Annotated in this window: 17 protein-coding genes; 4 read left to right on the top strand and 13 right to left on the bottom strand. The window is 68.4% G+C overall.

All coding sequences use genetic code 11. The features are described 5' to 3' along the window. Positions 1–27: 27 nt before the first annotated feature. The 4 genes from KBI44_00990 to KBI44_00975 all read right to left on the bottom strand — a co-directional run bounded on the left by KBI44_00990 (position 28) and on the right by KBI44_00975 (position 7,925). Positions 28–3,627, bottom strand: a complete 3,600-nt coding sequence (locus KBI44_00990) for an ABC transporter permease subunit (protein MBP9143032.1) — start codon at positions 3,625–3,627, stop codon at positions 28–30. Further along, entirely contained in the window at positions 3,624–4,532 is a 909-nt protein-coding gene (locus KBI44_00985) for an ABC transporter ATP-binding protein (protein MBP9143031.1), read from the bottom strand. The genes KBI44_00990 and KBI44_00985 overlap by 4 nt, the downstream gene beginning before the upstream one ends. A 57-nt stretch (positions 4,533–4,589) precedes the next feature. Further along, a complete protein-coding gene (locus KBI44_00980; protein ID MBP9143030.1) occupies positions 4,590–6,113 on the bottom strand; it encodes a PQQ-dependent sugar dehydrogenase in 1,524 nt (507 codons plus the stop codon). Between the two features lie 210 nt (positions 6,114–6,323). Then, positions 6,324–7,925 (bottom strand): sodium-dependent transporter, encoded by a 1,602-nt coding sequence (locus tag KBI44_00975; GenBank protein MBP9143029.1) that lies wholly within the window; start codon positions 7,923–7,925, stop codon positions 6,324–6,326. Between the two features lie 352 nt (positions 7,926–8,277). Here KBI44_00975 and KBI44_00970 point away from each other — a divergent pair, with 352 nt between their 5' ends. Then, positions 8,278–10,713 (top strand): sodium-translocating pyrophosphatase, encoded by a 2,436-nt coding sequence (locus KBI44_00970; protein ID MBP9143028.1) that lies wholly within the window; start codon positions 8,278–8,280, stop codon positions 10,711–10,713. A 174-nt stretch (positions 10,714–10,887) separates the two neighbouring features. Here KBI44_00970 and KBI44_00965 read toward each other — a convergent pair whose 3' ends face one another. Both KBI44_00965 and KBI44_00960 read right to left on the bottom strand, forming a co-directional pair. After that, entirely contained in the window at positions 10,888–11,907 is a 1,020-nt protein-coding gene (locus KBI44_00965) for a hypothetical protein (protein ID MBP9143027.1), read from the bottom strand. A 40-nt stretch (positions 11,908–11,947) separates the two neighbouring features. Further along, entirely contained in the window at positions 11,948–12,481 is a 534-nt protein-coding gene (locus KBI44_00960) for an Lrp/AsnC family transcriptional regulator (GenBank protein MBP9143026.1), read from the bottom strand. Between the two features lie 13 nt (positions 12,482–12,494). Here KBI44_00960 and KBI44_00955 point away from each other — a divergent pair, with 13 nt between their 5' ends. Beyond that, complete coding sequence (locus KBI44_00955; protein ID MBP9143025.1) at positions 12,495–13,715, top strand: aminotransferase class I/II-fold pyridoxal phosphate-dependent enzyme; 1,221 nt, start codon at positions 12,495–12,497, stop codon at positions 13,713–13,715. A 15-nt stretch (positions 13,716–13,730) separates the two neighbouring features. On the opposite strand, the gene KBI44_00950 is transcribed toward KBI44_00955, so the two are convergent. Beyond that, positions 13,731–14,732: a hypothetical protein gene (locus KBI44_00950; GenBank protein ID MBP9143024.1), complete on the bottom strand. Its 1,002-nt coding sequence runs from the start codon at positions 14,730–14,732 to the stop codon at positions 13,731–13,733. Positions 14,733–14,958: 226 nt separating this feature from the next. Here KBI44_00950 and KBI44_00945 point away from each other — a divergent pair, with 226 nt between their 5' ends. Then, entirely contained in the window at positions 14,959–16,899 is a 1,941-nt protein-coding gene (locus KBI44_00945) for a GAF domain-containing sensor histidine kinase (GenBank protein MBP9143023.1), read from the top strand. 7 nt (positions 16,900–16,906) lie between these two features. On the opposite strand, the gene KBI44_00940 is transcribed toward KBI44_00945, so the two are convergent. The 6 genes from KBI44_00940 to KBI44_00915 are packed head-to-tail and all read right to left on the bottom strand — an operon-like array spanning position 16,907 to position 22,432. Further along, complete coding sequence (locus KBI44_00940; protein ID MBP9143022.1) at positions 16,907–17,296, bottom strand: response regulator; 390 nt, start codon at positions 17,294–17,296, stop codon at positions 16,907–16,909. After that, complete coding sequence (locus tag KBI44_00935; GenBank protein ID MBP9143021.1) at positions 17,293–17,802, bottom strand: hydrogenase maturation protease; 510 nt, start codon at positions 17,800–17,802, stop codon at positions 17,293–17,295. The genes KBI44_00940 and KBI44_00935 overlap by 4 nt, the downstream gene beginning before the upstream one ends. After that, positions 17,799–19,247: a Ni/Fe hydrogenase subunit alpha gene (locus KBI44_00930; protein MBP9143020.1), complete on the bottom strand. Its 1,449-nt coding sequence runs from the start codon at positions 19,245–19,247 to the stop codon at positions 17,799–17,801. The genes KBI44_00935 and KBI44_00930 overlap by 4 nt, the downstream gene beginning before the upstream one ends. A 16-nt stretch (positions 19,248–19,263) precedes the next feature. After that, complete coding sequence (locus tag KBI44_00925) at positions 19,264–19,812, bottom strand: NADP oxidoreductase (protein ID MBP9143019.1); 549 nt, start codon at positions 19,810–19,812, stop codon at positions 19,264–19,266. Then, the gene (locus tag KBI44_00920) at positions 19,809–20,558 is read right to left on the bottom strand and encodes a (2Fe-2S)-binding protein (GenBank protein ID MBP9143018.1); all 750 of its coding nucleotides are present in this window, start codon (positions 20,556–20,558) and stop codon (positions 19,809–19,811) included. The genes KBI44_00925 and KBI44_00920 overlap by 4 nt, the downstream gene beginning before the upstream one ends. A gap of 20 nt (positions 20,559–20,578) precedes the next feature. Beyond that, positions 20,579–22,432 carry an NAD(P)H-dependent oxidoreductase subunit E gene (locus KBI44_00915; protein ID MBP9143017.1) on the bottom strand — a complete coding sequence of 618 codons (1,854 nt, stop codon included), beginning with the start codon at positions 22,430–22,432 and terminating at the stop codon, positions 20,579–20,581. Between the two features lie 388 nt (positions 22,433–22,820). Between KBI44_00915 and KBI44_00910 the strand changes: the two genes are divergently transcribed. Further along, on the top strand, positions 22,821–23,564 hold the full coding sequence (locus KBI44_00910; GenBank protein ID MBP9143016.1) for a hypothetical protein: 744 nt from the start codon (positions 22,821–22,823) through the stop codon (positions 23,562–23,564). Positions 23,565–23,584 lie beyond the last annotated feature (20 nt).

The following is a 23,584-nucleotide window of genomic DNA, read 5'->3' as shown; positions in this document are numbered from 1 at the left end:
TCGTACTACGCCTGCCACAGGGGATTCTTACAGCGCGGGTACTTGCAGCGAGGCAAGGATCGGCTCGCCGTCGAGGTCGGCCCGGGCCCTTTCCCGGTTCCGCTGGAGAACGCGGGCGCCAGGATCGACCTCGATGCGGGCGGGCCGGAAGTCGAGCGACCATTCGAGCGTTTCGGCGCGCCCCGGTCCGAGACGAGCGGTGCGCAGCCGGGGGTTCCCGGCGCCAGGAGCCATCTCCGCCGCAGGGTCGGAGCCGGGGCCGAGCGCCGCGACCTCGACCGTGACCTGGCCGGTGCCGACGTTGCGCACCGTGGCGCGCGCCCGCCAGCCGGCCGCAGTCCTCTCGACTGCGGCGCCGGTCACCTCGAACTCGGGCAGAACGACTTGCGTCAACCAGGGTGCGGCGAAGCTCCGCAGCGCGGCCGGATCCTTCGCCTGCGCCGCGAGCGCTGACAGGAGGTCTTCGGGAGTCGCCTCGATCCTGCTCTCGGCGTGGCGGCCGACGAGGTCGCGCAGGCCCGCCAGCATCGCCTCCCGGCCGAGCTCGCCGTGCAGCATCCAGAGCACCCAGGCCCCCTTGAGCGCCAGCGTCGCTTCGTCTCCGGGGCGGCCCTCCTCGGCTACGAGCACGGGTCGTTCGCTCGCCCGGCGCTGCTCGAGGTAGAGCCGCTCGAGCTCGCAGGCGAAGGCGATGCGCGAGGCGGCTCCGAGCTCGGACTCGTGCAGCAGAAGCGCCGAGTAGTGCGCCAGCCCTTCGACCAGGAGCCCGGTTCCCGGTCCCTCGGCGGCGGGCAGGAGATGTCCCCACCACTGGTGGGCGACCTCGTGCGCGGTGACGCTGAAGACCACCCCCCCCGGTCCCTCGCCGGCGTCGAGAAAGCCGATCCCTTCCGAGAAGCTGATCAGGGTCGGATAGGACGTCGCTTCGGTGTCGAGGTCGGGAAACTCGGCCAGACGCAGCTCCTTCCAGGGATAGGGATGGAACCACTCCGAGAAGCGCGCCCGCGCGGCTCCCAGCGTCGCGAGGATCTCGTCGACCTTTTCGGCGTGCCCGGGGTGGAAGTAGACCGCGTTGTCGCCCTCGCGGCGAATCTCCCAGCGCCCCGCCATCAGGCTCAGGGCCGCGACCGGGCGCGCGCTCTCCCAGACCGCATGCCGGCGCCCGGCGGCCGACCACTCGCGTCGCTGCACACCCACCGAGGTCACCGAGTAGTCGCTCGGCACCGAGACCTCCACGCGAGTCTCGAAAGAAGGGGCGCGCGACCCGGGCGAGGGGGGCGGCGAGAGGCTGGCGCCTTCGGTGGCATCGACATCACTTGCCGGCGCGACGAAACCGGGCACGGGCAGAAACTCGCCGCGGTGAGTCGACAGGAGAACGCCCGCCGGCAGGATGAACGTGCCGGCACCGCCACCGCTGCGGCTGAAGCCGCGCGGATAGGTCGCCTCGTAGGCGAAGTCCACACGCACCGTTTCGCCCGGCGCGAGCGGCCGTTGAAGGGTGAGCACGTCCAGGCCGGAGCGGCCCTCGACCTCGGGTGCGGCACCCTCGATCCTCCAGGCGACCGTCCCGAAAGAGCTCCCGAGCGTGAACGGCAGCCGGGCCATCGGCTCCGCCGTCGCGTTCTCGAGCTCGTAGGAGCCCTCGAGCGCCATCCGACGCTCCGCCGGCTCGAGGTCGATCCGCAGATCGATGCGGGCGAGCCGCGGCGGCTCGACGGCGCTCCAGGCCGCGACATTCCGCCGGAAGTAGTCGGCGGCGCGGGCGATCTCGGGTTCCCCTTCGGCGCCCTGGCGAATCCCGATGGCGAGAAATCCCTGGATGAGGAGCGGCAGCAGCAGGAAAGGGACGAGGCGCAGCGAAGCTCGCACGAGGCGGCCGCGGTGCAGCCGCGTGGCGCTCGCCGCCGCGTCGCGCTCGGTCCGCACCAGGAGGGCTCGCGAGAGTAGGAACAGGAAGAGCGTAACGGCGAGCGCCGCCGCCCGGTTCCACAAGAGCGCCCGCCCATTCAGCGGGAACGTCCCCATGTCGGTCCACCGCAACGCCCCCCAGAGCGGCCAGTTGGTGACCCAGGACAGGCCGCCGGTGACGAAAAGGACGGCCGTTCCCGCGAGCGCAGCGAGCCCGATCGCGATCGTCCCGTTGCGGCTGCGCAGAACGACCATCACCGCACTCACGAATGCGGCCCACAGCAGGTAGGTGGGTGCGAGCACCGCACCGTAGACCAGCAGCAGAGGTCCGATCTCGATGCGCCCGCCGTTCTGCAGGAGCAGCAACGCCAGGCCGGCGCCGACACAGGCGCCGCTCAACACGGCGATGACGGCCGTGCTCGCCAGCCCCTTGCCGAGCAGGATCGCGGTGTCTGAGACCGGGGCGGCGTGAAAGAGGGTCGCAAATCCGGTGACGCTGTCGCGATGCATCGATTCGACGACCACGAAGAGCAGGTAGAGGCAGACGAGGACGGTCACCACCGGCAGGGAGCGCACGGCGATGCCACCGGCGGTGAGCAGGACGGGCGAGCCGAAGAGGCCGGCCTCCGTTCCCGCGACCTCCGCGACGACGAGCATCAGGAAGGCCGAGAAGAGGTAGAGGGCCGGTTGCCGGAAGAGCTCCCCCACCTCCGCGCGCAGGATGGTCCCCGTCCCGGCGAGAAGCCCGGGGGCCCGGCCGGTCATCGCCAGGTCCGCGAGCGGACGGAAGCTTGCGTTGTCCGGAGCGCGCGCGCCGGGAGGGGGACCTGCAGCGAGAAGGGCCCGAAGGTCGCGGGCCTCCCGACGGCGCCGGCGTGCGCTCGAGGGGCGGCGGATCGATGCCACCACCGCGCCGCCAGCGATGCCGAGCGCGAGCAGCCGATTGAGGACGAACGTCCAGTCGAACTCGATCGCAGCGGTGTTCCAGTACGCCACGCCGCGATCGATCCGGAAGAGGACGCGATCGAGCCAGCGGATCGCCGTCGGGTCGAGGATCGCGAGCAGGCGGTCCCATCCAGCCCCCAACGTCGCCGGAGCGAAGTTCCAGGAGATGAGGATCGTGTAGACGAAGAGAACGGTCGGGACGGCGTAAACCGCCATCGGCCGCCGGCTCCGTGCGCCGATCGCAAAGGCGACCGCGGCGGTCCACGCGATGCCCGGGAGGGCGAAAAGCGCCGCGGCGCCCAGATAGGCGATCGCCCGGAACGGCCCGTGCGCCGCGGAACCGGTCCCGAAGAGCGCCGGACCCTCGTAGAAGAGGAGGGCAAAGGCGAGGTGAACGGCGAGCGCGACGCCGAGAGCCGCCGCGACACCGGAGAGCTTGCCGACGGCGTGTTCCCCGGCGGTGAGTGGCGTGGCGTGCAGGAGATCGCCGATCCCCGATTCGTCGTCGCGAATCACCGCAAACCCGGCCATCAGCGCGGCGAAAAAGGTATACGCGAAGAAGCTCCCGATGGCGAAGCTCTGCGCCAGTGCATGCGGCGAGTTGGCGAACGCCCGTTCGCCTCCCACCTCGATCTCACCCGACGGGATCATCGCCACCGGATTGAGCGTGCTCGTGATGGCGAGGAGAATCACGAGCAGGACCCAGAAAGCCGGGCTCCGCAGCTGCGTCCGGGCCTCGTGCCCCGCGATCGCGGCGAGCCGTGTCCGGTTCACGAGGCGGCCCGGAGGAGGGCCGGCTCGTCGCCTTCGCCGGCGCGCCGGATCAAGACCAGATAGGCGTCCTCGAGCGTCGGGGGGACGGGAGTGAAACCGGCGGGTGGAGCCCCCGTCGGCAGATGCAGACGGACGCGATTGCGCCCTTCGACGAGGTGCGCCTGGGTCACGCAGTGGCTCGCGGCCAGCTCCGCGAGCGCTGTGCGTTCGACCTCGCCCTCGTACATCGTCCCGACGAGGAGCTCGCGCGCCTCACCCGGTGTGGTCGTCGCGAGCAGGCGGCCCTGGCGGATGACGGCGAAGCGCGGACAGAGCATCGCGACGTCCTCGACGATGTGGGTCGAAAGCAGAATGGTCCGCGTCTCGGCGAGCTCGGCGAGGAGCCGGTAGAAGCGCACGCGCTCCTCCGGATCGAGACCTGCCGTCGGCTCGTCGACGATGATGAGCGCCGGATCGCCGGCGATCGCCTGCGCGATGCCGAGCCGCTGCCGCATCCCGCCCGAGTAGGTCCTCACCTTCCGACGAGCCGCCGCGGTGAGATTCACCCGCTCCAGGAGCTCGGCGGTGAGTGCCGCGAGGCCGCGCGGCGCCGCGACGCCCTTCAACTGCAGCATGTGCCGCAGCATCGCCTCGCCGGTCGAGTTCGGATAGAAGCCGAACGACTGCGGGAGATGCCCGAGCTGCGGCCAGATGCGCTCGGGCTGGGCCACGATGTCGGTGCCATCGAACAGCACTCGCCCCGCAGAGGGCTCGAGAAGCCCCGCGAGAATCCGCATCAGAGTGGACTTGCCCGAACCGTTGGGCCCAAGCAGCCCGAACATCCCGCGCGGAATCCGCAACGAGATGCCCTGCAGAGCGGCCACCCCCCCGGGATAGACCTTGACGAGGTTCTGAATCTCCAGCATGCGCGCACCTCTCCGATCCTGTCGAAGAGACAACGCCCATCGCGCCCGCTTCTTACGCTACGGGCAGGTGGCGAAGGCCGTCGAGTCGGTGAGCGCGGGGGCGCGGTTGCCGAGGGTGTTGGGGTATTCGCGGACCCGGTGGTGCAGGGTATCGGTCACGCGCAGGACGTACTCGACGTCGGTCGCGGCGGCGGCGTAGACCCACCAGTGGCCGTTCAGGCTGCAGCCGTCGATCACCTTGACCAGGTGCTCCCAGATCGCCGGGGAGAAGAACCAGAGCAGGGTCGAGTCGCTGCCGGTCGTGACCGGCAGCGCGTCGTCGCGGAATCCCCGGTAGTCGCGGAAGGAGACCTCCACCTGGAAACGCCCATCGATCAGGCAGACGCGCCCCAGGCCCGGGACGCAGGCCGCGAGGGGCGTCCTCTCCAGGGTGTAGAGCTCGCCGCCCTGCGTCGCCAGCACGATCTCACCCACCGAGGTCTCGCCGAACGTCGTAAGTCCCGGGAGTGTGAAGGGAAACGCCTCGCGGTTCCATCCGGCCCCGTTCCAGGTCGTGGCCCAGATCCGGCCGGAGCAGAAATCTCCGAAGAGATACCGCCCGTCGAGGTCCGGAAGGCGATGCCCGCTGTAGCCGTAGCCGCCAATGACCGCACAGTTTCCGTCGGCGAGGAGGTTCTCGAGGATCGGCAGGATGAGGTCGGGCGAACCGCAAACCGGGGTCGAGCCGGGACAGGCGTCGCGCGAGTAGCACGCGCTCCCTTCCATGATCTTCCATCCGAAATTGGCCACGGCACCGTGGTTGAACGGCACCATGTCGATCTCGTCGCGGGAGCTCTGCCCGACGTCCGCTATGTAGAGCCGGCCCGTCGTGCGGTCGAAGGAGAATCGCCACGGATTGCGCAGGCCCACCGCCCAGATCTCGTCCGCGCCGGCCGTGCCGGCGAACGGATTGTCCGGCGGTGAGGCGTAGTAGGGCGCGCTCGCGGCGTGGCTGTCGACGTCGAGGCGCAGCATCTTGCCCAGGAGGTCGTTGCGGTTCTGCGAGCGGCAGTCGGGGTCGCCCCCCGAGCCGCCATCGCCCATGCCGACGTAGAGGAATCCGTCGGGTCCGAAGGCGAGGTCGCCGCCGTTGTGATTCGAGTAGGGCTGCGGGATCACCAGCAGGGTAGCCTCGCTGCCGGCCTCGGCGCGGCCCGGATCGCCGGTCGAGCGGCGGAAGCGGGAGATCACCGTCGCGCCGTCCCCTTCCCGGGTGTAGTTGACGAACAGGTACCCGTTCTCGGCGTAGCGCGGATGAAAGGCGAGCCCGAGGAGACCCTGCTCGCCGCCGGAGAGAACCCGCGAGGAGAGGTCGAGAAAGCTCCCCGGTTGCACGACGCCGTCGGCGAAGATGCGGATCCGCCCGCGCTGCTCGACGATGAACAGGCGGTCGTCGCCCGCATGGGCGATCGCCACCGGATCGCTGAGCCCGCTCGCAAGGAGCCGGAGCTCGACGCCGGAGAGGTCGGCTTCGGCCGGCGCCGCGGTCAGGGTGAGGACGGTCGGCAGCGTGAGCAGGGCAAGAAAAAAGGGGGCTCGCATGAGCCCCCTTCTACCATCGATCCGATCCGTCCGCTGCGCAAGCCGGACGGTCCGCCGCGACACTCAGCCGCCGAGCGCGGCCGGCGGGATCTCGATCTCTTCCTTGACGGTCAAGACCTTGTAGTAGCACCAGCCGGTCAGACCCCAGACGAAGGCGGTCGACGAGAGGAGAAAAACCCAACCCAGGATCGTCATTTCGCGCTCTCCTTGTCAGTCGTTCGGGGCATGCTTGCCGTCGATGTCCAGGCCCGCGGCCCGCCACCGCTTCGTGCCGAGGAAGGTGCAGACGACGAGGATCAGCGCCGTCGCCAGAATCAGCCCGACCGCCCCCTGCCGCAACGGTTCGTCGGCGACCGACTTCAGCCAGGAACCGAGGTTCTGCCAGCAGAAGGCGATGAAGACCACGAGCAAGTAGGTCGGCGTCACGTATTTCATAATGAACTTGTAGAAGCCCGGGATGCGGATCTGCGCCCCGAAGTGCGCCTCCTTCCACCCCTTCTCGATGCCGAAGATCCAGCTGAAGGCGATGATCTGGATCATCGCCAGGACGAAGATCAGGAAGGTCCCGACCCAGTCGTCGATCGTCGACCAGAAGATGCCGCCCCGGCTGTAGTACATGACCAGGAAGGAGCCCACGAGGCAGATGCCGACCAGGAGCGAGGTCGACTGCTTGCGCCCCCAGCCGAGCGCCTCCTGGAAGAAGGCGAGCGACGGCTGGTACATCGAGATGGAGCTCGTGATCGCGGCCAGGAAGAGCATGAAGAACCAGATCGCCCCGACGATGTTGCCGAACGCCCCCATGTGGGCGAAGACCACCGGCAGGGTGGTGAAGCCGAGACCGAAGGTGCCGCCCTGAACGGCGCCGATCATGTTGGCGGTGCCGAGGAAGACGAACGAAGCGGTGATGGTGATCAGGCCGCCGAAGCCGACCTCGAAGAGCTCGTTGGTCGCCGAGGCGGTAAGCCCCGAGAGCACGACGTCGTCCTTCTTCTTCATGTAGGAGGCGTAGTTGATGATCACGCCGAAGCCGACCGAGAGCGAGAAGAAGATCTGTCCGGCGGCGGCGAGCCAGGTCTGCGGGTTGGAGAGAGCCTCGAAGTTCGGGTTCCACATGTAGGCGAGCCCGTTGAGCACATTCTGGTCCGGATTCGCCGGATCGGGGGTGCCGAGGGTCAAGACGCGCACCAGGACGATGAGCGCGCAGACCGCCATCGCCGGCATCGCCCAGGAGACGAACTTCTCGATCCCCTTCGAGATGCCGCGGAAGACCAGCCAGATGTTGATGCCGAAGGTGATCGCCCAGAAGATGAAGGTCTCGAGCGAGCCGCCGGTAAGGACGCCGTTCGCCTCGCGGCCAGTGAAGGTGTTGTAGAAGGCGCCGGCGGAGGCCGCCTGCTCGGCGACCGGCGCCGCGGCGTCCACCCCGATGCCGCCAGTCACATAGTGCCAGAAATAGCCCAGACACCAGGCCTCGATGTAGGTGTAGTAGAAGGAGACGGCGAGGGGGATGAGGACTCCGATGATCCCGAGGTAGCGGAAGGTGCCGCCGCCCCCGAAGACCCCCAGGATGGTCGGCGCCGAGTGCATTCCCTTGCGGCCGCCGTAACGCCCCATCGTCCACTCCGCCCAGCCGATTGGAATGCCGACCAGGAGCAGGGCACAAAAGTACGGGATCATGAAGGCGCCGCCGCCGTTCGCGGCCGCCTGACCGGGGAAGCGCAGGAAGTTCCCCAGCCCGACCGCCGAACCCGCGACGGCGAGGATCACCCCCACCCGCGTGCCCCATTCCTGTTTCGCCTCATGCTTCGACATGCGACCTCCCTCTCCAGGTAACTCGGCGGCGCCGGCGCTTCCTCTCTACCCTTGGAAAACGGGCGGAGGCTACCACTCGGAGCCCAAAAGTCGAAGGCCGGCGGGGCCGAATCGCCCCCTCCCGGGGGCGCTCGCCTCGCCCTGCCGCTTTCGGCTAGAATTCTCCGGTTCGAAGCCCATGGACGGGCCCTTTCGAAGCCTTGGCCCTCTTTCCGGCCAGGGCAGCTTTCAGTGCGATCCCAAGGATTTTTTTGCAGCTGGCGCGGCTCGGCCCCGAGACCGCCCGCAAACTCAAGCTCCGCCCCCTTAAGGGGCCGGGGCAGTCTCGAACGGAGGAGTCATGCATTCCTGGATGCGTCGTTTCCCGCGCGGAGGCCGAGTGGTTCTCGCCCTCCTCGCCCTGGTCGCCGTTTTCGGCGCCACTCCCGGCCACGCCAGCGAGGCGGAGCTGAAGCTCCCTGATCTGGGGAGCGTCTCGTTCCTCGGCGTCGCGGGCTCGACCCTGCTGCTGTTCGGCCTCTTCGTCTGCCTGCTGGGCCTCCTCTTCGGCCTGGTGATGTACACGCAGTTGAAGAACATGCCGGTGCACAACTCGATGCGTGAGATCTCCGAGCTCATCTACGAGACGTGCAAGACCTACCTCCAGACCCAGGGCAAGTTCATCATGATCCTGTGGGCGTTCATCGCCACGATCATCGTCGTCTACTTCGGCTACCTGCGGCACTTCGCCTTCAATCAGGTCGCTCTCATCATCGCCTTCAGCCTGATCGGCATCGCCGGCAGCTACGGCGTCGCCTGGTTCGGCATCCGGATCAATACCTTCGCGAACTCCCGTTCGGCCTTCGCGTCGCTGCGCGGCAAGCCCTTCCCGACCTACGCCATTCCGCTCAAGGCCGGAATGTCGATCGGCATGCTCCTGATCTCGACCGAGCTCGTGATCATGCTGGCGATCCTGCTCTTCGTCCCCGGTGACTTCGCCGGCCCGTGCTTCATCGGCTTCGCTATCGGAGAATCTCTCGGAGCAGCCGCCTTGCGCATCGCCGGCGGCATCTTCACCAAGATCGCCGACATCGGCGCCGACCTCATGAAGATCGTCTTCAACATCAAGGAAGACGATGTCAGGAACCCCGGCGTCATCGCCGACTGCACCGGCGACAACGCCGGCGACTCGGTCGGCCCGACGGCGGACGGCTTCGAGACTTACGGCGTCACCGGTGTCGCGCTCATCACCTTCATCCTGCTCGCGGTCGCGAATCCGGTCGTCCAGGTGCAGCTCCTGGTCTGGATCTTCGTCATGCGTATCCTGATGGTCGGCACCTCGGCCGTCTCCTACTGGATCAACGAAGCGATCGCCAAGGCGAAGTACCAGAACGCCGACAAGATGAACTTCGAGGCGCCGCTCACCTCGCTCGTCTGGCTGACTTCGATCATTTCGGTCATCGTCACCTACGTGGCTTCGAAGGCGCTCGTTCCGGAGCTCGGCGGTGACAGCACGCTGTGGTGGAAGCTCGCCACGATCATCACCTGCGGCACCCTCGCCGGCGCGATCATCCCGGAGCTGGTCAAGATCTTCACCTCGACCGAGTCGGGGCACGTCAAGGAGGTCGTCATCGCCTCGCGTGAGGGCGGCGCGTCGCTCAACATCCTCGCCGGACTCGTGGCTGGAAACTTCTCGGCTTTCTGGATGGGCCTCACCATCGTCGGCCTGATGGGCATCGCGGCCTGGATCGCCACCATGGGCTTGGGCGTGCTGATGCTGGCGCCGGCGATCTTCGCCTTCGGCCTGGTCGCCTTCGGCTTCCTCGGCATGGGTCCGGTGACCATCGCCGTCGACTCCTACGGCCCGGTGACCGACAACGCGCAGTCGGTCTACGAGCTGTCGCAGATCGAAGCCATCCCCGGCATCGAGGCCGAGCTGCAGAAGGACTTCGGCTTCAAGCCGCAGTTCGAGAAGGGCAAGGACTTCCTCGAAGCCAACGACGGCGCCGGCAACACCTTCAAGGCGACCGCAAAGCCGGTGCTCATCGGCACCGCGGTGGTCGGTGCGACGACGATGATCTTCTCGATCATCGTCATGCTGACCAAGGGCCTCACGGTCGACATGGAGAAGCTGTCGCTCATGCATTCGCCCTTCCTGCTGGGGTTGGTGATCGGCGGCGCGGTGATCTACTGGTTCACGGGCGCTTCGATCCAGGCGGTCTCGACCGGCGCCTACCGCGCGGTCGAGTTCATCAAGAAGAACATCAAGCTCGATGCCGGTGCCGGACGGGCCTCGGTCGCGGACTCGAAGAAGGTGGTCGAGATCTGCACCCAGTACGCGCAGAAGGGCATGTTCAACATCTTCCTGGTGGTCTTCTTCTGTACCCTGTCGTTCGCCTGCTTCGAGCCCTACTTCTTCATCGGCTACCTGATCTCGATCGCCATCTTCGGCCTCTATCAGGCGATCTTCATGGCCAACGCCGGCGGCGCCTGGGACAACGCCAAGAAGATCGTCGAAGTGGAGCTCAAGGAGAAGGGCACGCCGCTTCATGCCGCGACGGTCGTCGGCGACACGGTCGGCGACCCGTTCAAGGACACCTCGTCGGTGGCCATGAACCCGGTGATCAAGTTCACCACCCTCTTCGGCCTCCTGGCCGTCGAGCTCGCGGTGGAGATGACCGCTGCCGGGCAGCACACCCTGACGCAGTTCCTCGCCGCGGGCTTCCTCGCCGTCGCGCTGTTCTTCGTCTACCGGAGCTTCTACGGCATGCGGATCCACAGCGGCGAGAAGGAAGTCACCAGCCACTGAAGCACGGCAGGTTCCCCGCCGCGACCTCAGCGGGCGCGGCGGGCGCAAGATGAACGAAGGCCCCGGAGCCATTCCGGGGCCTTTTCTTTTTCGGATTCGGAAAGCGATCTGGACCTAGCCCGACCTATGCATGAGTACTCCTGCTGCGGGACGGAGCTTCTTGCACAGGTCGGGCTAGAGCGGGCCGGTGGAATCCAGGCAGAGCAGCGGTCGGGTCGCCGGAAAGAAATAGCCGATACCGGCGCAGTTCTCGTCCAGCACCGGGTCGTTGCCGGTGTTGACCGTGGAGCCCGTGTCGTTGTCGTAGGTGCACTCGTAGGTCAAGCCGGCGGGCGAGAAGGTATAGAACGAAGGTCCGGAGAAGGTCGTAAGGGCCGGGTTCTGCCAGTCGCTGGTCACCACGAGCGGTGCGACCCCGTCGCGGATCGTCGCCTCGGTGGCGAAGTGGTGGGTTTCGGTGGTGAGCATCCAGAACTTCGCTCCCGGCGGTGTCGCGCAGGTGCCGGAAGCGGTGCTGCCGCTCGTGGTTGCCGGCACATTGATGGACAAGTTGAAGGCGAGGTAGCTCGCGGTCTTCGTGTAGACCGTTCCGACCTCGAAGGCCTCCGCCTCGAGCGTAACGGTATTGGCGATCTGCACCCCCGTGGGGTTCTTGAAGTGCATCTGCAGAAAGAGCGGCTGACCCGCGGCGAGCTCGACGGCGAGCGGCGTCCCGGCGCCGTCGTCGGCCGGCAGGAGCAGCTGCTCGAAGGAGCTGTGCGCGGCATACATCCAGAGCGCCGTCGTGTTGGTGACGGCGCTGTCGACGAAGCCGCAATCGACCGCGGAGAGCGTGCCGGCCGCCTGCCGCACGGCCGGCACCCACGCCGCACCGTAGGTCGCGAAGAGCGTCACGTCGTGCGTCACCGAGCCCAGAGAGAGCGCCCAGCGATGGACGCCGATCGGCTCCGCGTTCGGGGTCTCGAAGTAGTAGCAGTAGGTAATCTCTTCGCCCGGGCCGATGAGGACTTCGGGAGTGTCGATCTGGAATCCCGCTCCCAGGCAGGAGGACGGTCCGAGAGTCCAGGCGCAACTGTCGCCGGTGTCGAAGCCGTCGTCGAAGATCAGGATGCCGCCGGCCGCAGCAGGCGGCGCTCCGGGGAGGACGAGCAGCAGAGGAACGATCGGCAGCCACTGCAGGGGTCTCAAGGGCATATCGGCCACCTCCGGCACAACATAGCACCGCCCCCCGATCTCACTCCGGCCAGATCGGCGCCCCGCCCCGCAGGTGCTCGAAGACCAGCGCGGTTTCGAGGTGCCCGATCTCCGGGCGGGTCGTGAAGGCGTCGATCGCGAAGTCCCGCAGGTGCTCCGCGTCGCGTGCGCGTACATGTACCAGAAAGTCGTTGGCGCCCGCCATGTGATACGCCGCGACGACCTCCGGCAGGGTCTGTACGTAGAGTCGGAAGGCCTCGAACTGGTCGCGCGAGTGTTGCTTCAGGCGGACCGAGATCATCGCCTCGAGACCGAGGCCGAAGGCCCGCGGATCGACATCGGCATGGAAGCCCCGCAGCCAGCCCTCGCGGGTCAGGCGGCGGAAGCGCTCGAGCGCCGACGACGGAGCGAGCCCCACTTTCGCCGCCAGTTCCTTGTTCGACAGCCGCGCATTGTTCGCGAGCGCCGCCAGAATCTCGCGATCGATTCGGTCGAGCTTGCCCGCATCCGCAGTCTTCCGCAGAAGATTCGATGGACTTGCTGTGGGCCGCCGTTTACTCTGTGAGTCATTCATGGAGACGAATTCTATGCGGCATTCGAGCGAATCTGTCGACACCCTTGCCGCTCACGCCGGGCGCGACTCTTTCGCCGCGCTCGGAGTGCATGCACCGCCGATCGACCTCTCCTCGACCTATCCGTTCCCGGATCTCGACCAGGCGACCGGAGCGCTCGACGCCTTCGCCGCCGGGGCCGCCACCGCGGCGACGCCGATCTACGGCCGCCTGCACAATCCGACCGTGGCACGTTTCGAAGAGGGTCTCGCCCTCCTCGAGGGGGCAGAACAGGCGGTGGCCTTCGGCAGCGGCATGGCGGCGATCAGCGCCGTCCTGCTCGCCGCTTGCGCCCAGGGCCGGCATGTCGTCGCCGTACGCCCGCTCTACGGCGGCACCGACCACCTCGTGGCCTCCGGCATCCTCGGCATCGAAGCGACTTTCGTCGGTAGGCACGAGGTCACAGGAGCCCTGCGCCCCGACACCGCTCTCGTCCTCATCGAGACTCCAGGCAACCCGACGCTCTCCCTGGTCGACATCGAGGCGGTCGTGCGCCAGGCTGGAACGGTGCCGGTCGCCGTCGACTCGACCTTCGCCACGCCAGTCCTGCAGCGGCCGCTCGCCCATGGCGCGACCTACAGCATTCACAGCGCGACCAAGTTCCTCTCCGGGCACGGCGACGTGATCGCCGGCGTCGTCGCCTGCAGCGAGCCGGCCGCGGCGGGACTGCGCCAGGTGCGCATCCTCACCGGGTCGCTCCTCCACCCCTGGGCGGCCTATCTGCTGCACCGGAGCCTCCCGACCCTGCCGCTGCGGGTGCGGCGTGCGCAGGAGAGTGCCGCCTTCGTGGCCCGGAAGCTCGCCGCCCATCCCGGCGTCACGCGCGTCCTCTACCCGGGCCTTCCCGGAGGCGACCCGCTGGGGCTCGTGGGGCGCCAGATGAGCGGCCCCGGTGCGATCCTCGCTTTCGAAGTGGCGGGTGGCGCGGCGGCGGCGCGGCGGATCCTGCAGAACGTGAAGCTCGCCACACCGGCGGTCTCGCTCGGCTCGACCGACACCCTGATCGAGCACCCGGCGGGCCTCACCCACCGCCTGGTCGACCCGGCGGCGCTCGCCGCCGAGGGCATCACCCCCGGGCTCCTGCGCCTCTCCGTCGGCATCGAAGACCCCGCCGACATCTGGCGCGACCTCGAGACGGCGATTCTGCTGGCGGCCGAAAGTCCGGCTGGGAGCGCAGAGCTCGCCGGTGCCCGCTGAAGAGCGCCTTCCTGTCTAGGGAAGCAGGGTACTGTTGATGCAGGTGCGCGGAGCGTTCGCCGGAAAGAAGTAGGCGAGTCCGGTGCAGTTCTCGTCGCCAAAATAGCTCTCACCGAAGACGACCGTCTGGCCGGAGTTGTTGAGGTACTCGCAGCGGTAGGTGATCGGCTCGCCCGGGTCGAACTCGTAGAAGTCCGGCGGGCCGAAAGCGGTGACCGCTGGCGCCAACCAGTTCGTCGAGACGACCAGGTCCGAGGCGCCGTTGCGCAGCGCGGCCTGCTGCGCGAGGCCGTGCGTGTGGGTGGAGAACCACCAGAACTTCACCGCCGACGGCACCGGACAAGTCTCCGTCGTGACGGTCACTCCACCGGTCGGGATCGTGAGAAAGGTGTCGACCGTCGTCAGGGTGGCGGTCTTGGTGTAGACCACCCCGGACGCGTGGGCGAAGGCGGTGAGGGTTACCGCCGTCGTCAATGGATCGACGGTGTCGTTGAGAACATGCGCGACCAGAACGGCCGGCTGGCCGGCGAGGAACTCGAGCGCCAGCGGATCGCCCGCACCGTCATCGGTCGGCAACAGGAGCTCCTCCTCGAGGCCATGGGCGGTGTAGATCCGCCGCGAGTTCTCATTGGGGCCGAACCAGGTGCAGCCCGCGGTGGAGAGCGTTCCGGGAGGCTGGACGTCCACCGGATTGCCCAGCGCATCGTGGGTGGTGAGCAGCGAGAGGTAGCGGGTCTTGTCTTCCATCGACGAAACGATGCGACGCACGCCCTGGATTGCCGGGTTGCCCGTGTGGAAGTAGTAGCAGAACACGGCCTCCTCCCCGGGCTGTACCAGGAGGGGGGGTGTCGTGACCGCGAAGCCGGGACAGGTCTCGGGACCGACTCCCCAGAGGCAGGAGTCGCCGGACTCGAAGTCGTCGACGAGGATCGGATCGACGCCCGCGCGGGTCGGGTGGGCGACGAGCAGCACGAGCACAGCGAGCCGCGCGCAGCGACGGCAGGCAAACGGGTCCATGGCGGGGTCTCCGCGTGCGAACCTAGCACACCCCCGAGACTCTCGAGCCGACGACGGACGGGTGCACCTCACCGCTCCGGCGCCTCCCGCGCCCGCCCGAATCGGGTATTGCGGCCGCTGGCGATCTCGTGCACCATGAAACCGTGGCCACGAATCCAGTGGCGAGATCGACCCGCGTGCGGAGGATCCCGTCCGCCATGCAGCCCCGAATCTCCAGAGCCGGACCGTGACCGCCCAGCCCCCAGCCACCGGCCGACAGGCGGAGAGCGAAGTCGCGCGCGCGCTGCCGCAGCTCTGGGGCCGGCGCGCGCTCTGGCAGATCCGCCTGCGCTGGGCGGTCGGTCCGCTGATGGCGGTGGGCGTCGGGATCGCCAGGGCGTTCGGATTCGAGCTGCGCGCCACCCCGATTCTGCTCATCGCTGCCGCCAGCCTCGCCTACAACGCGCTCTTCGCCTGGGTCTATGCCCATTGGGCGCAGGCGCTCGCCGCCGATCCGCGCTTCGAGCGCCGGGTGGTGGTGTGCGAGGTTCTGGCCGACTATGCGGCGATGCTCCTTCTCGTTCATCTGACCGGCGGCGCCGCGAGCCCGCTCGCGCTGTTCCTGCTCTTCCACGTCATCGTCGGCGCGGTGCAATTCTCTCCCGGCACGGCGCATCTCTTCGCGGCGCTGGCGGCGGCCGGACTCTGGGCGATCCACGGGCTCGACGTCGCGGGCTGGCTCCCCAGCCAGGGGATCGGCTTGCGCGGCCAGCCGCTCCTCCAGCTCGACCGCCCGGCTCAGGCGACCGTCCATCTGCTCGTGCTCACGGCCACGCTCTTTCTCACCGCGACGATGGTCTCCCGCATCATGCGGCAGCTCCGTGGCCGCGTCGACGAGCTCGGCGCCGCCTCCACCGAGCTCGCCGACCTCAATACCCGGCTCAACAGCCTCTATGCGATGGTGCGCGCGATCGGCGCCGAGCGTCATCTCGCGCCCAAGCTGGAAGCCGTTGTCCGCGATCTCGCCAGGGTGACCGACGTCCCGGCAGCCGCGGTCAAGCTCCTCTCCGAAGACGGCAAGACCCTGCGCTACGTGGCGGCGCACGGGCTGCCTCGCGAGCTGGTCGCGAAAACCGTCATCCGGGTCGATCAGAGCCCGCTCAACCGGCGCATCCTCGAAGGCGAGACGCTCGTGCACGGCCGCATCGGCGGCGATCCCGCCCAGCAGCACAAGAGCGAGCTCGCCCCGCTCGGCTTCCGCTCGGCGGTGCTGGCGCCGCTCAAGGTCGAATCGCGGGTGATCGGGACCCTCGGCATCTACGCGCCGACGGCCGACCGGTTCAGCGACCGCGACTGCGAGTTCCTGCGCCTCGCCGCCGACCTGGTGGCGCTCGCCATCGAGGACGCTCAGGCCAACGAGGCGATCGAGCATCTGATGGCCGAGCGAACCCAGTTCATGCTCAAGGTGGCCCACAACCTGCGCGCCCCTCTCGCGGCGGGCCTCTCGATGCTCGACCTCGTCGCCGGCGGAGTCCTCGGCCCGGTGAACGAAACGCAGGCGGACCACCTGCGCCGCGTCGAAGAGCGGCTTCAGGCTCTCGACCGCGCCATCGGCCAACTGCTCACCATCGCCAGGACCCGCGACGTCAGCCGGGAGATTCCCGACGTGGTCGTCGACCTTGCCCTGCTCGCCGATCAAACCGAGCGCACCTTCCGCGACGAGGCCGCGCGGAGGGGCCTGCAGTTCGAAGTCACCGTCGAGCCCGGCCTTCCCCCGGTGGCGAGCGGTGTCGACCTGCTCGAGGAGATGCTTCAGAACCTGGTCTCGAACGCCCTCAAGTACACCCTCCCGGGCGGCGAGGTCCGGGTACGGTTCGAGCGCGGCGAACCGGGCGAGGTACGGATCCGCGTGCGCGACACCGGCATCGGCATCCCCGAGCGCGAGCAGGGGCGGCTGTTTCAGGAGTTCTTTCGTGCCGCCAACGCCAAGCAGCACTCGCCCGCGGGAACCGGCCTCGGGCTCGCCCTCGTCAAGCAGACCGTCGAGCGCCACCATGGGCGGATCCGCGTCGACAGCGCCGAAGGGCGCGGCACCAGCGTGACCATCGACCTGCCGGTGCGCCGGAGCCGCGTGCCCGCGCGACCGGCACCTGTGCGACCCGTGACGCCGGAGATTGCCGTCGGCTGAGCGACGCTCAGTCGACGGGTGCTTCGGCGAGGGCGGCGGCGAGCACCGCGAGAAGGTGCTGGCGAGCGAGCGGTTTCTGAAAGACGCCGGCCAACCCGAGCAGCGCCGCTTCGGTGATCAGATTCAGACTGTCGCCGACCGAGCTCAGCAGGAAGATCGGCGCCCGGCAGCCCAGAGCGCGCAGCTCGCGCGTCAGGCTGACCCCCGAGTCGACCTCCTCCATCATGAGGTCCACGATCACCGCATTCGGCGCCCGCTCGCGCCAGGCGCGCAACCCGGCCTCGGCACTTGCCGCGCCGACGAAGGCATAGCCCGCGCCCTCGAGCACCGTGCGCAGGAAGGACAGGATGTCCGGGTCGTCATCGACGCAGAGAATCACCGCTGGCTCTACTGTCATGGTTCGCCTCGTCGTTCCGCCGCCGGCATGGCGGCGCACCGCGACCCTCCGCCCCCGTCCCCGCGCGCCAGGGCGCCCGCCGCCGCGGCGATCGCGGCTTCGAGGTTCGCTCGCGCGGCCGTCGTGAGCTCCTCGCCGAAATCGTCGAAGTCGTAGCCGCGGATGCCCATCAGCCAGGCCTCCGGACAGGCGCCGAAGAGATCGCGGCCGAGCGCCAGCAGGCGCCCCGGCGAGACGCTGTGGCTGGTGAATCCGATGCCGCCGGCCTCGGGCTCGATCCGCCGGAGCCGGAACGGGGCGCTGCCGCAGCGCTCGGCGTCGACGAAGAACACCCGTCCGCAGCCGGCCAGCTGCGCGGCATCCTCGATCTGGAGTTGGTAGCCGGACTCCACCTGTACCTGCGGCAGACGCCGCGCCGCAATGGCCGCCGCGAACGCCGGGCCGAGACCGTCGTCGCGCCGGCCGGGATTTCCCCAGGCGAGAACGAGAGTCGGCGGCGCGCTCACGACGGCCTCGCCCGCCGGTCGAGCACCGACCCATCGCCATCCACCAGGGTGACTTCGAGCGGCATCTGTCCGATCGCGTGGGTCGCGCACGACAGACACGGATCGTAGGCTCGAATGCCCACCTCGATGCTGTTCAGAAGCCCCTCGCTGATCTCCGCCCGGCCCGCGAGCTGCTGCTCGGCGATCCGGCCCACGGCCTGGTTCATCGCCTCGTTGTTACAGGTCGTCGACACGATGAGGTTCGCCATCGTCACCAGGTCGTTCTCGTCGACCTTGTAATGGTGCGTGAGCGCGCCGCGGGGCGCCTCGAGCATGGCCACGTATTCGCTTCGGCGCGCACCGGCCGGGGCGACCCGATCGTCGCTCTGCAGATCTGCGTCGTGAAGGAGCCCGGCGATGACCTCCGCCGCGTGCAGCAGCTCGATCATCCGAGCCCAGTGATAGGCCATCGTCATGTGGCACGGCCGGCCGCCGACCGCGGCGAAGAACTCGCTCCGCGCCGCCTCGGCCTCCGGTGTCCCGATGAAGCTGCAGACATTGAGCCGCGCCAGCGGTCCCACCCGGAACCAGCCCTCGGCGGCACCGAGCTGCTTCAGGTAGGGGAACTTCATGTACGACCAGGGACGAACCTCCTCGGCCACGACCGTGAGGTAATCCTGTGGATCGACCTGATCGAGAATCGTCGCGCCTTGGCGATCGACCGCCGAGAGCTTCCCGTCGTAGAGATCCATCGCGCCATCGGCGCGCACCAGCGCGACGTGATTCGAGTCGAAGGAGCCGAAGCCTGCGAGCTCCTCGAAGTTGCGCAGCGTGTAGTCGCGCGCCAGCGCGACGGCCTCGCGGCTCCAGGCCAGCATCGGGTCGAGGTCGGCGAGCAGAGAGTCGCGCTCCGGCAGCGACAGGCTCTTGTTGATGCCTCCGGGGATTGCACCGGTGCCGTGGATCTTCTTTCCTGCCGTGGCCCGAATGACCTCCTGACCGAACTGGCGCATCTTCACGCCCTGGAGAGCGAGACCGGGGTGCTCCTGGATGACGCCGACGATGTTGCGTTTCGCGACCGGCGCGTCGAAACCGAACAGCAGGTCGGGCGCCGCGAGATAGAAGAAGTGCAGGGCATGGGACTGGAAGATCTGGCCGTAGTGCATCAGGCGGCGCATCTTCTCGCCGGCCGGAGTCAGTTGGTCGATGCCGAGGATGCCGTCCACCGCCTTCGCCGCGCAGAGGTGATGGCTCACCGGACAGATTCCGCACAGGCGCTGCACCAGCACCGGGAGCTCCCAGAACGGGCGTCCCTGGATGAAGCGCTCGAAACCACGAAACTCGACGATGTGCAGCCGGGCGCTCTGCACGCGATGGCTCTCGTCGAGGAGGATGGTGACCTTGCCGTGTCCCTCGACGCGGGTGAGCGGCTCGATCACGATGCGCCTGCTGCTCGGACTGACCATGGAGCTCCCCTTCACCTCAGTCGTACTTGACCTGCTCGTAAGGCAGCTCGGGAGACCTGCCCGCGAGGAGCGCCGTGAGCGCCGTCCAGAGCGCGTCGGCGGAGGGTGGGCAGCCCGGCAGGAAGTGGTCGATCTTGACCACTTCATGGGCGGGAACGACCCTGTCGAGAAGCAGCGGGAGCTCGAGGTCGCCCGGAATGAGGCCGCCCGGATTGTCGACGCTGGGCCCGCAGACGTAGGCTTCGCGCAGGCACTCCGCCAGCGGCACCATGTTGCGCAACGCCGGCACGCCGCCGTCGATCGCGCAGTCGCCGACCGACACCAGAATCCGGCACTGTCTGCGGAACTCCCGCAGGACCCGGACGTTCTCCGCGTTGCAGCAGCCGCCCTCGATCAGTCCGACCGCCACCGGCCCGGCGATCTCCTTGATGTCGTTCACCGGCGAGCGATCGAAGTCCACGAGCTCGACCAGCTGCAGGATGCGTTCGTCGAGATCGAGCAGCGACATGTGGCAACCGAAGCAGCCACAGAGCGACACCGTCGCGACCCTGGGTTTCGCCATCATTCGCCCCCTCTACCCGGCGCCGGCGACTCGATCTCCGCACCGATCGCGAGATGGTCGAAGCGCCGTCGTCCCACGGGCACTGCGAAGCCGACCCGCTTCGCCATGAGCGTCCCGGTCGGGCAGGCGGCAACGGCGCGGTCCGTGATTTCGGCGTCGGTCCCGCCAAGGCCCTCGACGGAGTTCACGGCGAGGTGCCGCTCGGCGCCACGACCTTCGAAGCCGAAAACCGCCTTGCCGTCGAGCTCGCGCGAAGCGCGGACGCACCGGGCGCAGAGGATGCAGCGGTCGCGATCGAGCAGGATCTCCGGATGCGAGGCGTCGCGCTCGCGCAGCGGGAAGGCGAAGGGGAACCGGGGCGCGGCGATGCCGAAGCGATACGCCACGGCCTGCAGCTCGCAGTTGCCGCTCTTCGCGCAGATCATGCAGAAGTGATTGCCCTCCACGAAGAGCATGTCGACGAGATCGCGCCGCAGCGCACGCAACTCTTCGGTGTCGTTCTCGACGACCATGCCCTGTGCCGCCGGCTGGGTGCAGGCCGCCTGGGCGCGGCCGTTGACCCGCACCGTGCAGATGCGGCAGCTGCCGAAAGGCGACAGGTCCTTCATCCAGCAGAGCCGCGGGATGTAGACGCCGGCCGCGTCGGCCGCCTCGAGGATCGTCTGCCCCGGCAACGCCGCGATCCTGCGGCCATCGACCGTCAGGCTGATCGTCGGGGCACTCGTCGGGGCACTCGTCTGCGCACTCATCTGGGTACTCGGCGGGCGACTCATCGCGGCTCCCCTCCGGACTCGAGATCGACCGCCTGGCGCCCGGCGAGCGCCCCGGCCTCGGCGAGGCGCGCGGCGAGATCGAAGGCCGCCTGGCGGCCGTTCTCCGGCGTCACGAGCCGCGCTTGGTAGAGCGGCAGAAAGCTGCGCAGCGTCGAGAGAACGGGATTGGGCGAGCTCTGGCCGAGGCCACAGCGGCTCGTGGTCTTGACGGTCTCGGCCAGCGACCGCAGGTAGTCGAGGTCGCCCGCCTCGCCGCGGCCGACCGAGATGCGGTCGAGGCGCTCCTTGAGCAGGACGTTGCCGACCCGGCAGGGCGTGCAATAGCCGCAGCTCTCGTGAACGAAGAACTCGAGGTACTGCGAGGCGATCTCGAGAGGATCCCGCGTGGCGTCGAAGACGACCAGCGCGCCGCCGGTCGCCAGGTCGTCGAAACAGATCTCGCGCCCGAAATCGGCCCGGCTCACCATCTGGCCGCTGGGGCCGCCGACCTGCACCGCGATCGGCTCCCCGGCACCGCACAGCTCGAGCACCGCCGAAAGCGGCGTGCCGAGAGGCACCTCGTAGACGCCGCGCCGCATGCAGTCACCCGAGATGCTCAACAGCTTGGTTCCCGTGCTCTTGCTCGAACCGATCGCGGCGAACCAACCGGCGCCCCGTTCGAGAATTCGCGGCACGCAGCAGAGAGTTTCGACGTTGTTGACCGAGGTCGGCCTGCCGAGGTAACCCCGTTGGGCCGGGAAAGGCGGCCGGTTCTTCGGATCCCCCCGCAGCCCCTCGCAGGAGGAGATGAGAGCGCTCTCCTCGCCGCAGATGTAGGCACCGGCACCCATTTGAATCCGGATGTCGAAGTCGAAGCCGGCCTTGCCGCAGATGCCCGCCCCCAGTCGCGCCGCGGCACGCCGGCGCGCGAGAACGTCCTCCAGATAGTCGCGCAGGTAGGCGTACTCGCCGCGCAGGTAGAGAATCCCCTCGCGCGCGCCAATGGCATAGCCGGCGATGGTCATGCCCTCGAAGAGCAGGTCGGGGCGTTCGGTCAGGATGACGCGATCCTTGAAGGTCCCCGGCTCGCCCTCGTCGGCGTTGCAGATGAGGTAGCGCTCGTCCGCCGCCGCGGCGCGCGTGAACTCCCATTTCAGACCGGTCGGGAAGCCGGCGCCACCGCGGCCACGCAACCGGGCGGTCTTCACCTGTCGGATCACCTCGGCCGGACTCATCGCGAGCGCCTTCTCGAGGCCGGCGTCGCCGGCGCGCTCGGCGAAGATCACCTCACCCGACCGGCGCAGGTTGTTCTTGACCGGCGAGCGCACCAGATCGTGAGCGTTCTCGCCGTCACCATACTCACTCACCAGCAGGCGTCCGAGGTCGAGCGCGACGGTCTCTCCACCCTCCTGGCGGATCTTGCGCACCAGCCGCCGCGCGGCGCCGGGGCCGAGGTTGGGGATCACGACGTCGTTGAACAGCGCGGCCGGCGCCTGGTCCGACATGCCGATACAGGAGGTGTGCTCCAGGCGGAACAGGCCGTCAGCAGTCGTCTCGCCGAAGCGGATACCGAGCTCCTCCTCCAGCCCCTCGCCGACGCGGTCGGCGCCCAGCATGCGGTCGGGCACGTCGTTGCACAGCCGGATGACGACGCGACCGCGGGGTTTGTCGGTGAAGAAGGAATAGAACGAGACGACGCCGGCTACGTCGACCCGGGGCATCGCGAGCTCGGCGGCGAGCGCGTCGACCGTCGCAGCGTCGATCTGCCCCAGTTCACTCTGGACGGCATGCAGGATGTCCAGGAGTCGCTTGCGATCGTGGCCGAAGCGCGCGCAGACGGTTGCAACGGCCTTCGGAGCTGTCTTCGCCATGCAGTCCCCTCGAGGAGACCCCCGGGGCTGAGGTGGCTGGAGAAGGGGTTGTGAAAACCCGGGAGGACTCCGTCGCCTTCCATTGTAGGGAGACGGCCGCGAGAACCCCCACCTTTCCGGGTCGGGCGCCGACCGGTTCTGCGCGACAGACTGAAGCGTCCAGCTCCGGTTCCATGGATTCTCGAGTCGATCTCCTCGATCCGGTCGGCGGACTTCTGGCGCACCACCTGGCGTTTGCGCTCGAGCCCGCGGGGTCGGGATGAGCGTCGGCGCCGGCGATTGGAGGCGTTCGGCAGGCGTCGCAGGCGCCGCCAAGGCCGGCTTGACGGTTCGAGCTGCAGGGATGAGAATGCTCCGGTCAGCATTCCATCAACCGAGGGGGGACCCCATGAAGCCTATTTTCCGGACCTTGTTTTGCCTGGGCGCGCTTTCGTTCGCGGTCACCGGGACGGCTCTCGCCGCTGGCGAGACCTTCTCCGCCGTGCCCGGTATGGGCGGGCCTTCGAATGCCAACGCCCCCGAGGGCAGCCCGGTCGACTACCAGGTCGACGACGGCACGAACGAGAACAACATCGGCTTGAACGCCACCGCCACCGGCACCGCCACGCAGTTCATGTGGTTCAACCGCTTCGACATCGCTCCTGCCGATCTGCCCCTGCAGATCGACCAGGTGCGGATCTTCTGGGATCCGGCGACGACCGGTCCACCGCAAGTCGGCAACGCCATTTCGATCGAGATCTACTCCGACAACGACGCCAATCCCGCGAACGGCGCCGTGCACGTCTACACGGAGAACGACACGATCGCCCAGGTCGGGACGACCTTCGACGCCTACAACCTGACGACGCCACCCGGACTCCCGGCGGCTCTCAACCTGCTGGTCGGCGTCGTCGACCGCTGGATCTCGACCGGGGTCAGCCCATCGACCTTCCCGGCTGCGATCGACCAGACCGCGACCGCTGGCCGCTCCTGGGTCGCGGCGACCGCCACGGGCACTCCGCCGGTGCCGCCCGTCGTGCCCTCGACCGGCCTCTTCGGCACGATCGACAGCTTCGGGTTGGCGGGCAACTGGCTCGTCCGCGCGACGGGCACCGTGACGCCGGTCGAGCTGCTGTCGTTCGGCGTCGACTGAACCGGAACGAAGTACGACTT

This window comes from Thermoanaerobaculia bacterium, from assembly GCA_018057705.1.
In the GTDB taxonomy this organism is placed as follows: Bacteria; Acidobacteriota; Thermoanaerobaculia; order Multivoradales; family JAGPDF01; genus JAGPDF01.
This window is presented reverse-complemented; position numbering and strand designations above follow the sequence as displayed.

Excerpts from the sequence above, each read along its gene's own strand:
- KBI44_00925 (MBP9143019.1), bottom strand. The coding sequence starts at position 19,812 with ATGATGGCGAAACCCAGGGTCGCGACGGTGTCGCTCTGTGGCTGCTTC.
- KBI44_00965 (MBP9143027.1), bottom strand. The coding sequence starts at position 11,907 with ATGCCCTTGAGACCCCTGCAGTGGCTGCCGATCGTTCCTCTGCTGCTC.
- KBI44_00915 (MBP9143017.1), bottom strand. The coding sequence starts at position 22,432 with ATGGCGAAGACAGCTCCGAAGGCCGTTGCAACCGTCTGCGCGCGCTTC.
- KBI44_00955 (MBP9143025.1), top strand. The coding sequence starts at position 12,495 with ATGCGGCATTCGAGCGAATCTGTCGACACCCTTGCCGCTCACGCCGGG.
- KBI44_00950 (MBP9143024.1), bottom strand. The coding sequence starts at position 14,732 with ATGGACCCGTTTGCCTGCCGTCGCTGCGCGCGGCTCGCTGTGCTCGTG.
- KBI44_00960 (MBP9143026.1), bottom strand. The coding sequence starts at position 12,481 with ATGAATGACTCACAGAGTAAACGGCGGCCCACAGCAAGTCCATCGAAT.
- KBI44_00970 (MBP9143028.1), top strand. The coding sequence starts at position 8,278 with ATGCGTCGTTTCCCGCGCGGAGGCCGAGTGGTTCTCGCCCTCCTCGCC.
- KBI44_00980 (MBP9143030.1), bottom strand. The coding sequence starts at position 6,113 with ATGCGAGCCCCCTTTTTTCTTGCCCTGCTCACGCTGCCGACCGTCCTC.
- KBI44_00975 (MBP9143029.1), bottom strand. The coding sequence starts at position 7,925 with ATGTCGAAGCATGAGGCGAAACAGGAATGGGGCACGCGGGTGGGGGTG.
- KBI44_00910 (MBP9143016.1), top strand. The coding sequence starts at position 22,821 with ATGAAGCCTATTTTCCGGACCTTGTTTTGCCTGGGCGCGCTTTCGTTC.
- KBI44_00920 (MBP9143018.1), bottom strand. The coding sequence starts at position 20,558 with ATGAGTGCGCAGACGAGTGCCCCGACGAGTGCCCCGACGATCAGCCTG.
- KBI44_00985 (MBP9143031.1), bottom strand. The coding sequence starts at position 4,532 with ATGCTGGAGATTCAGAACCTCGTCAAGGTCTATCCCGGGGGGGTGGCC.
- KBI44_00940 (MBP9143022.1), bottom strand. The coding sequence starts at position 17,296 with ATGACAGTAGAGCCAGCGGTGATTCTCTGCGTCGATGACGACCCGGAC.
- KBI44_00930 (MBP9143020.1), bottom strand. The coding sequence starts at position 19,247 with ATGGTCAGTCCGAGCAGCAGGCGCATCGTGATCGAGCCGCTCACCCGC.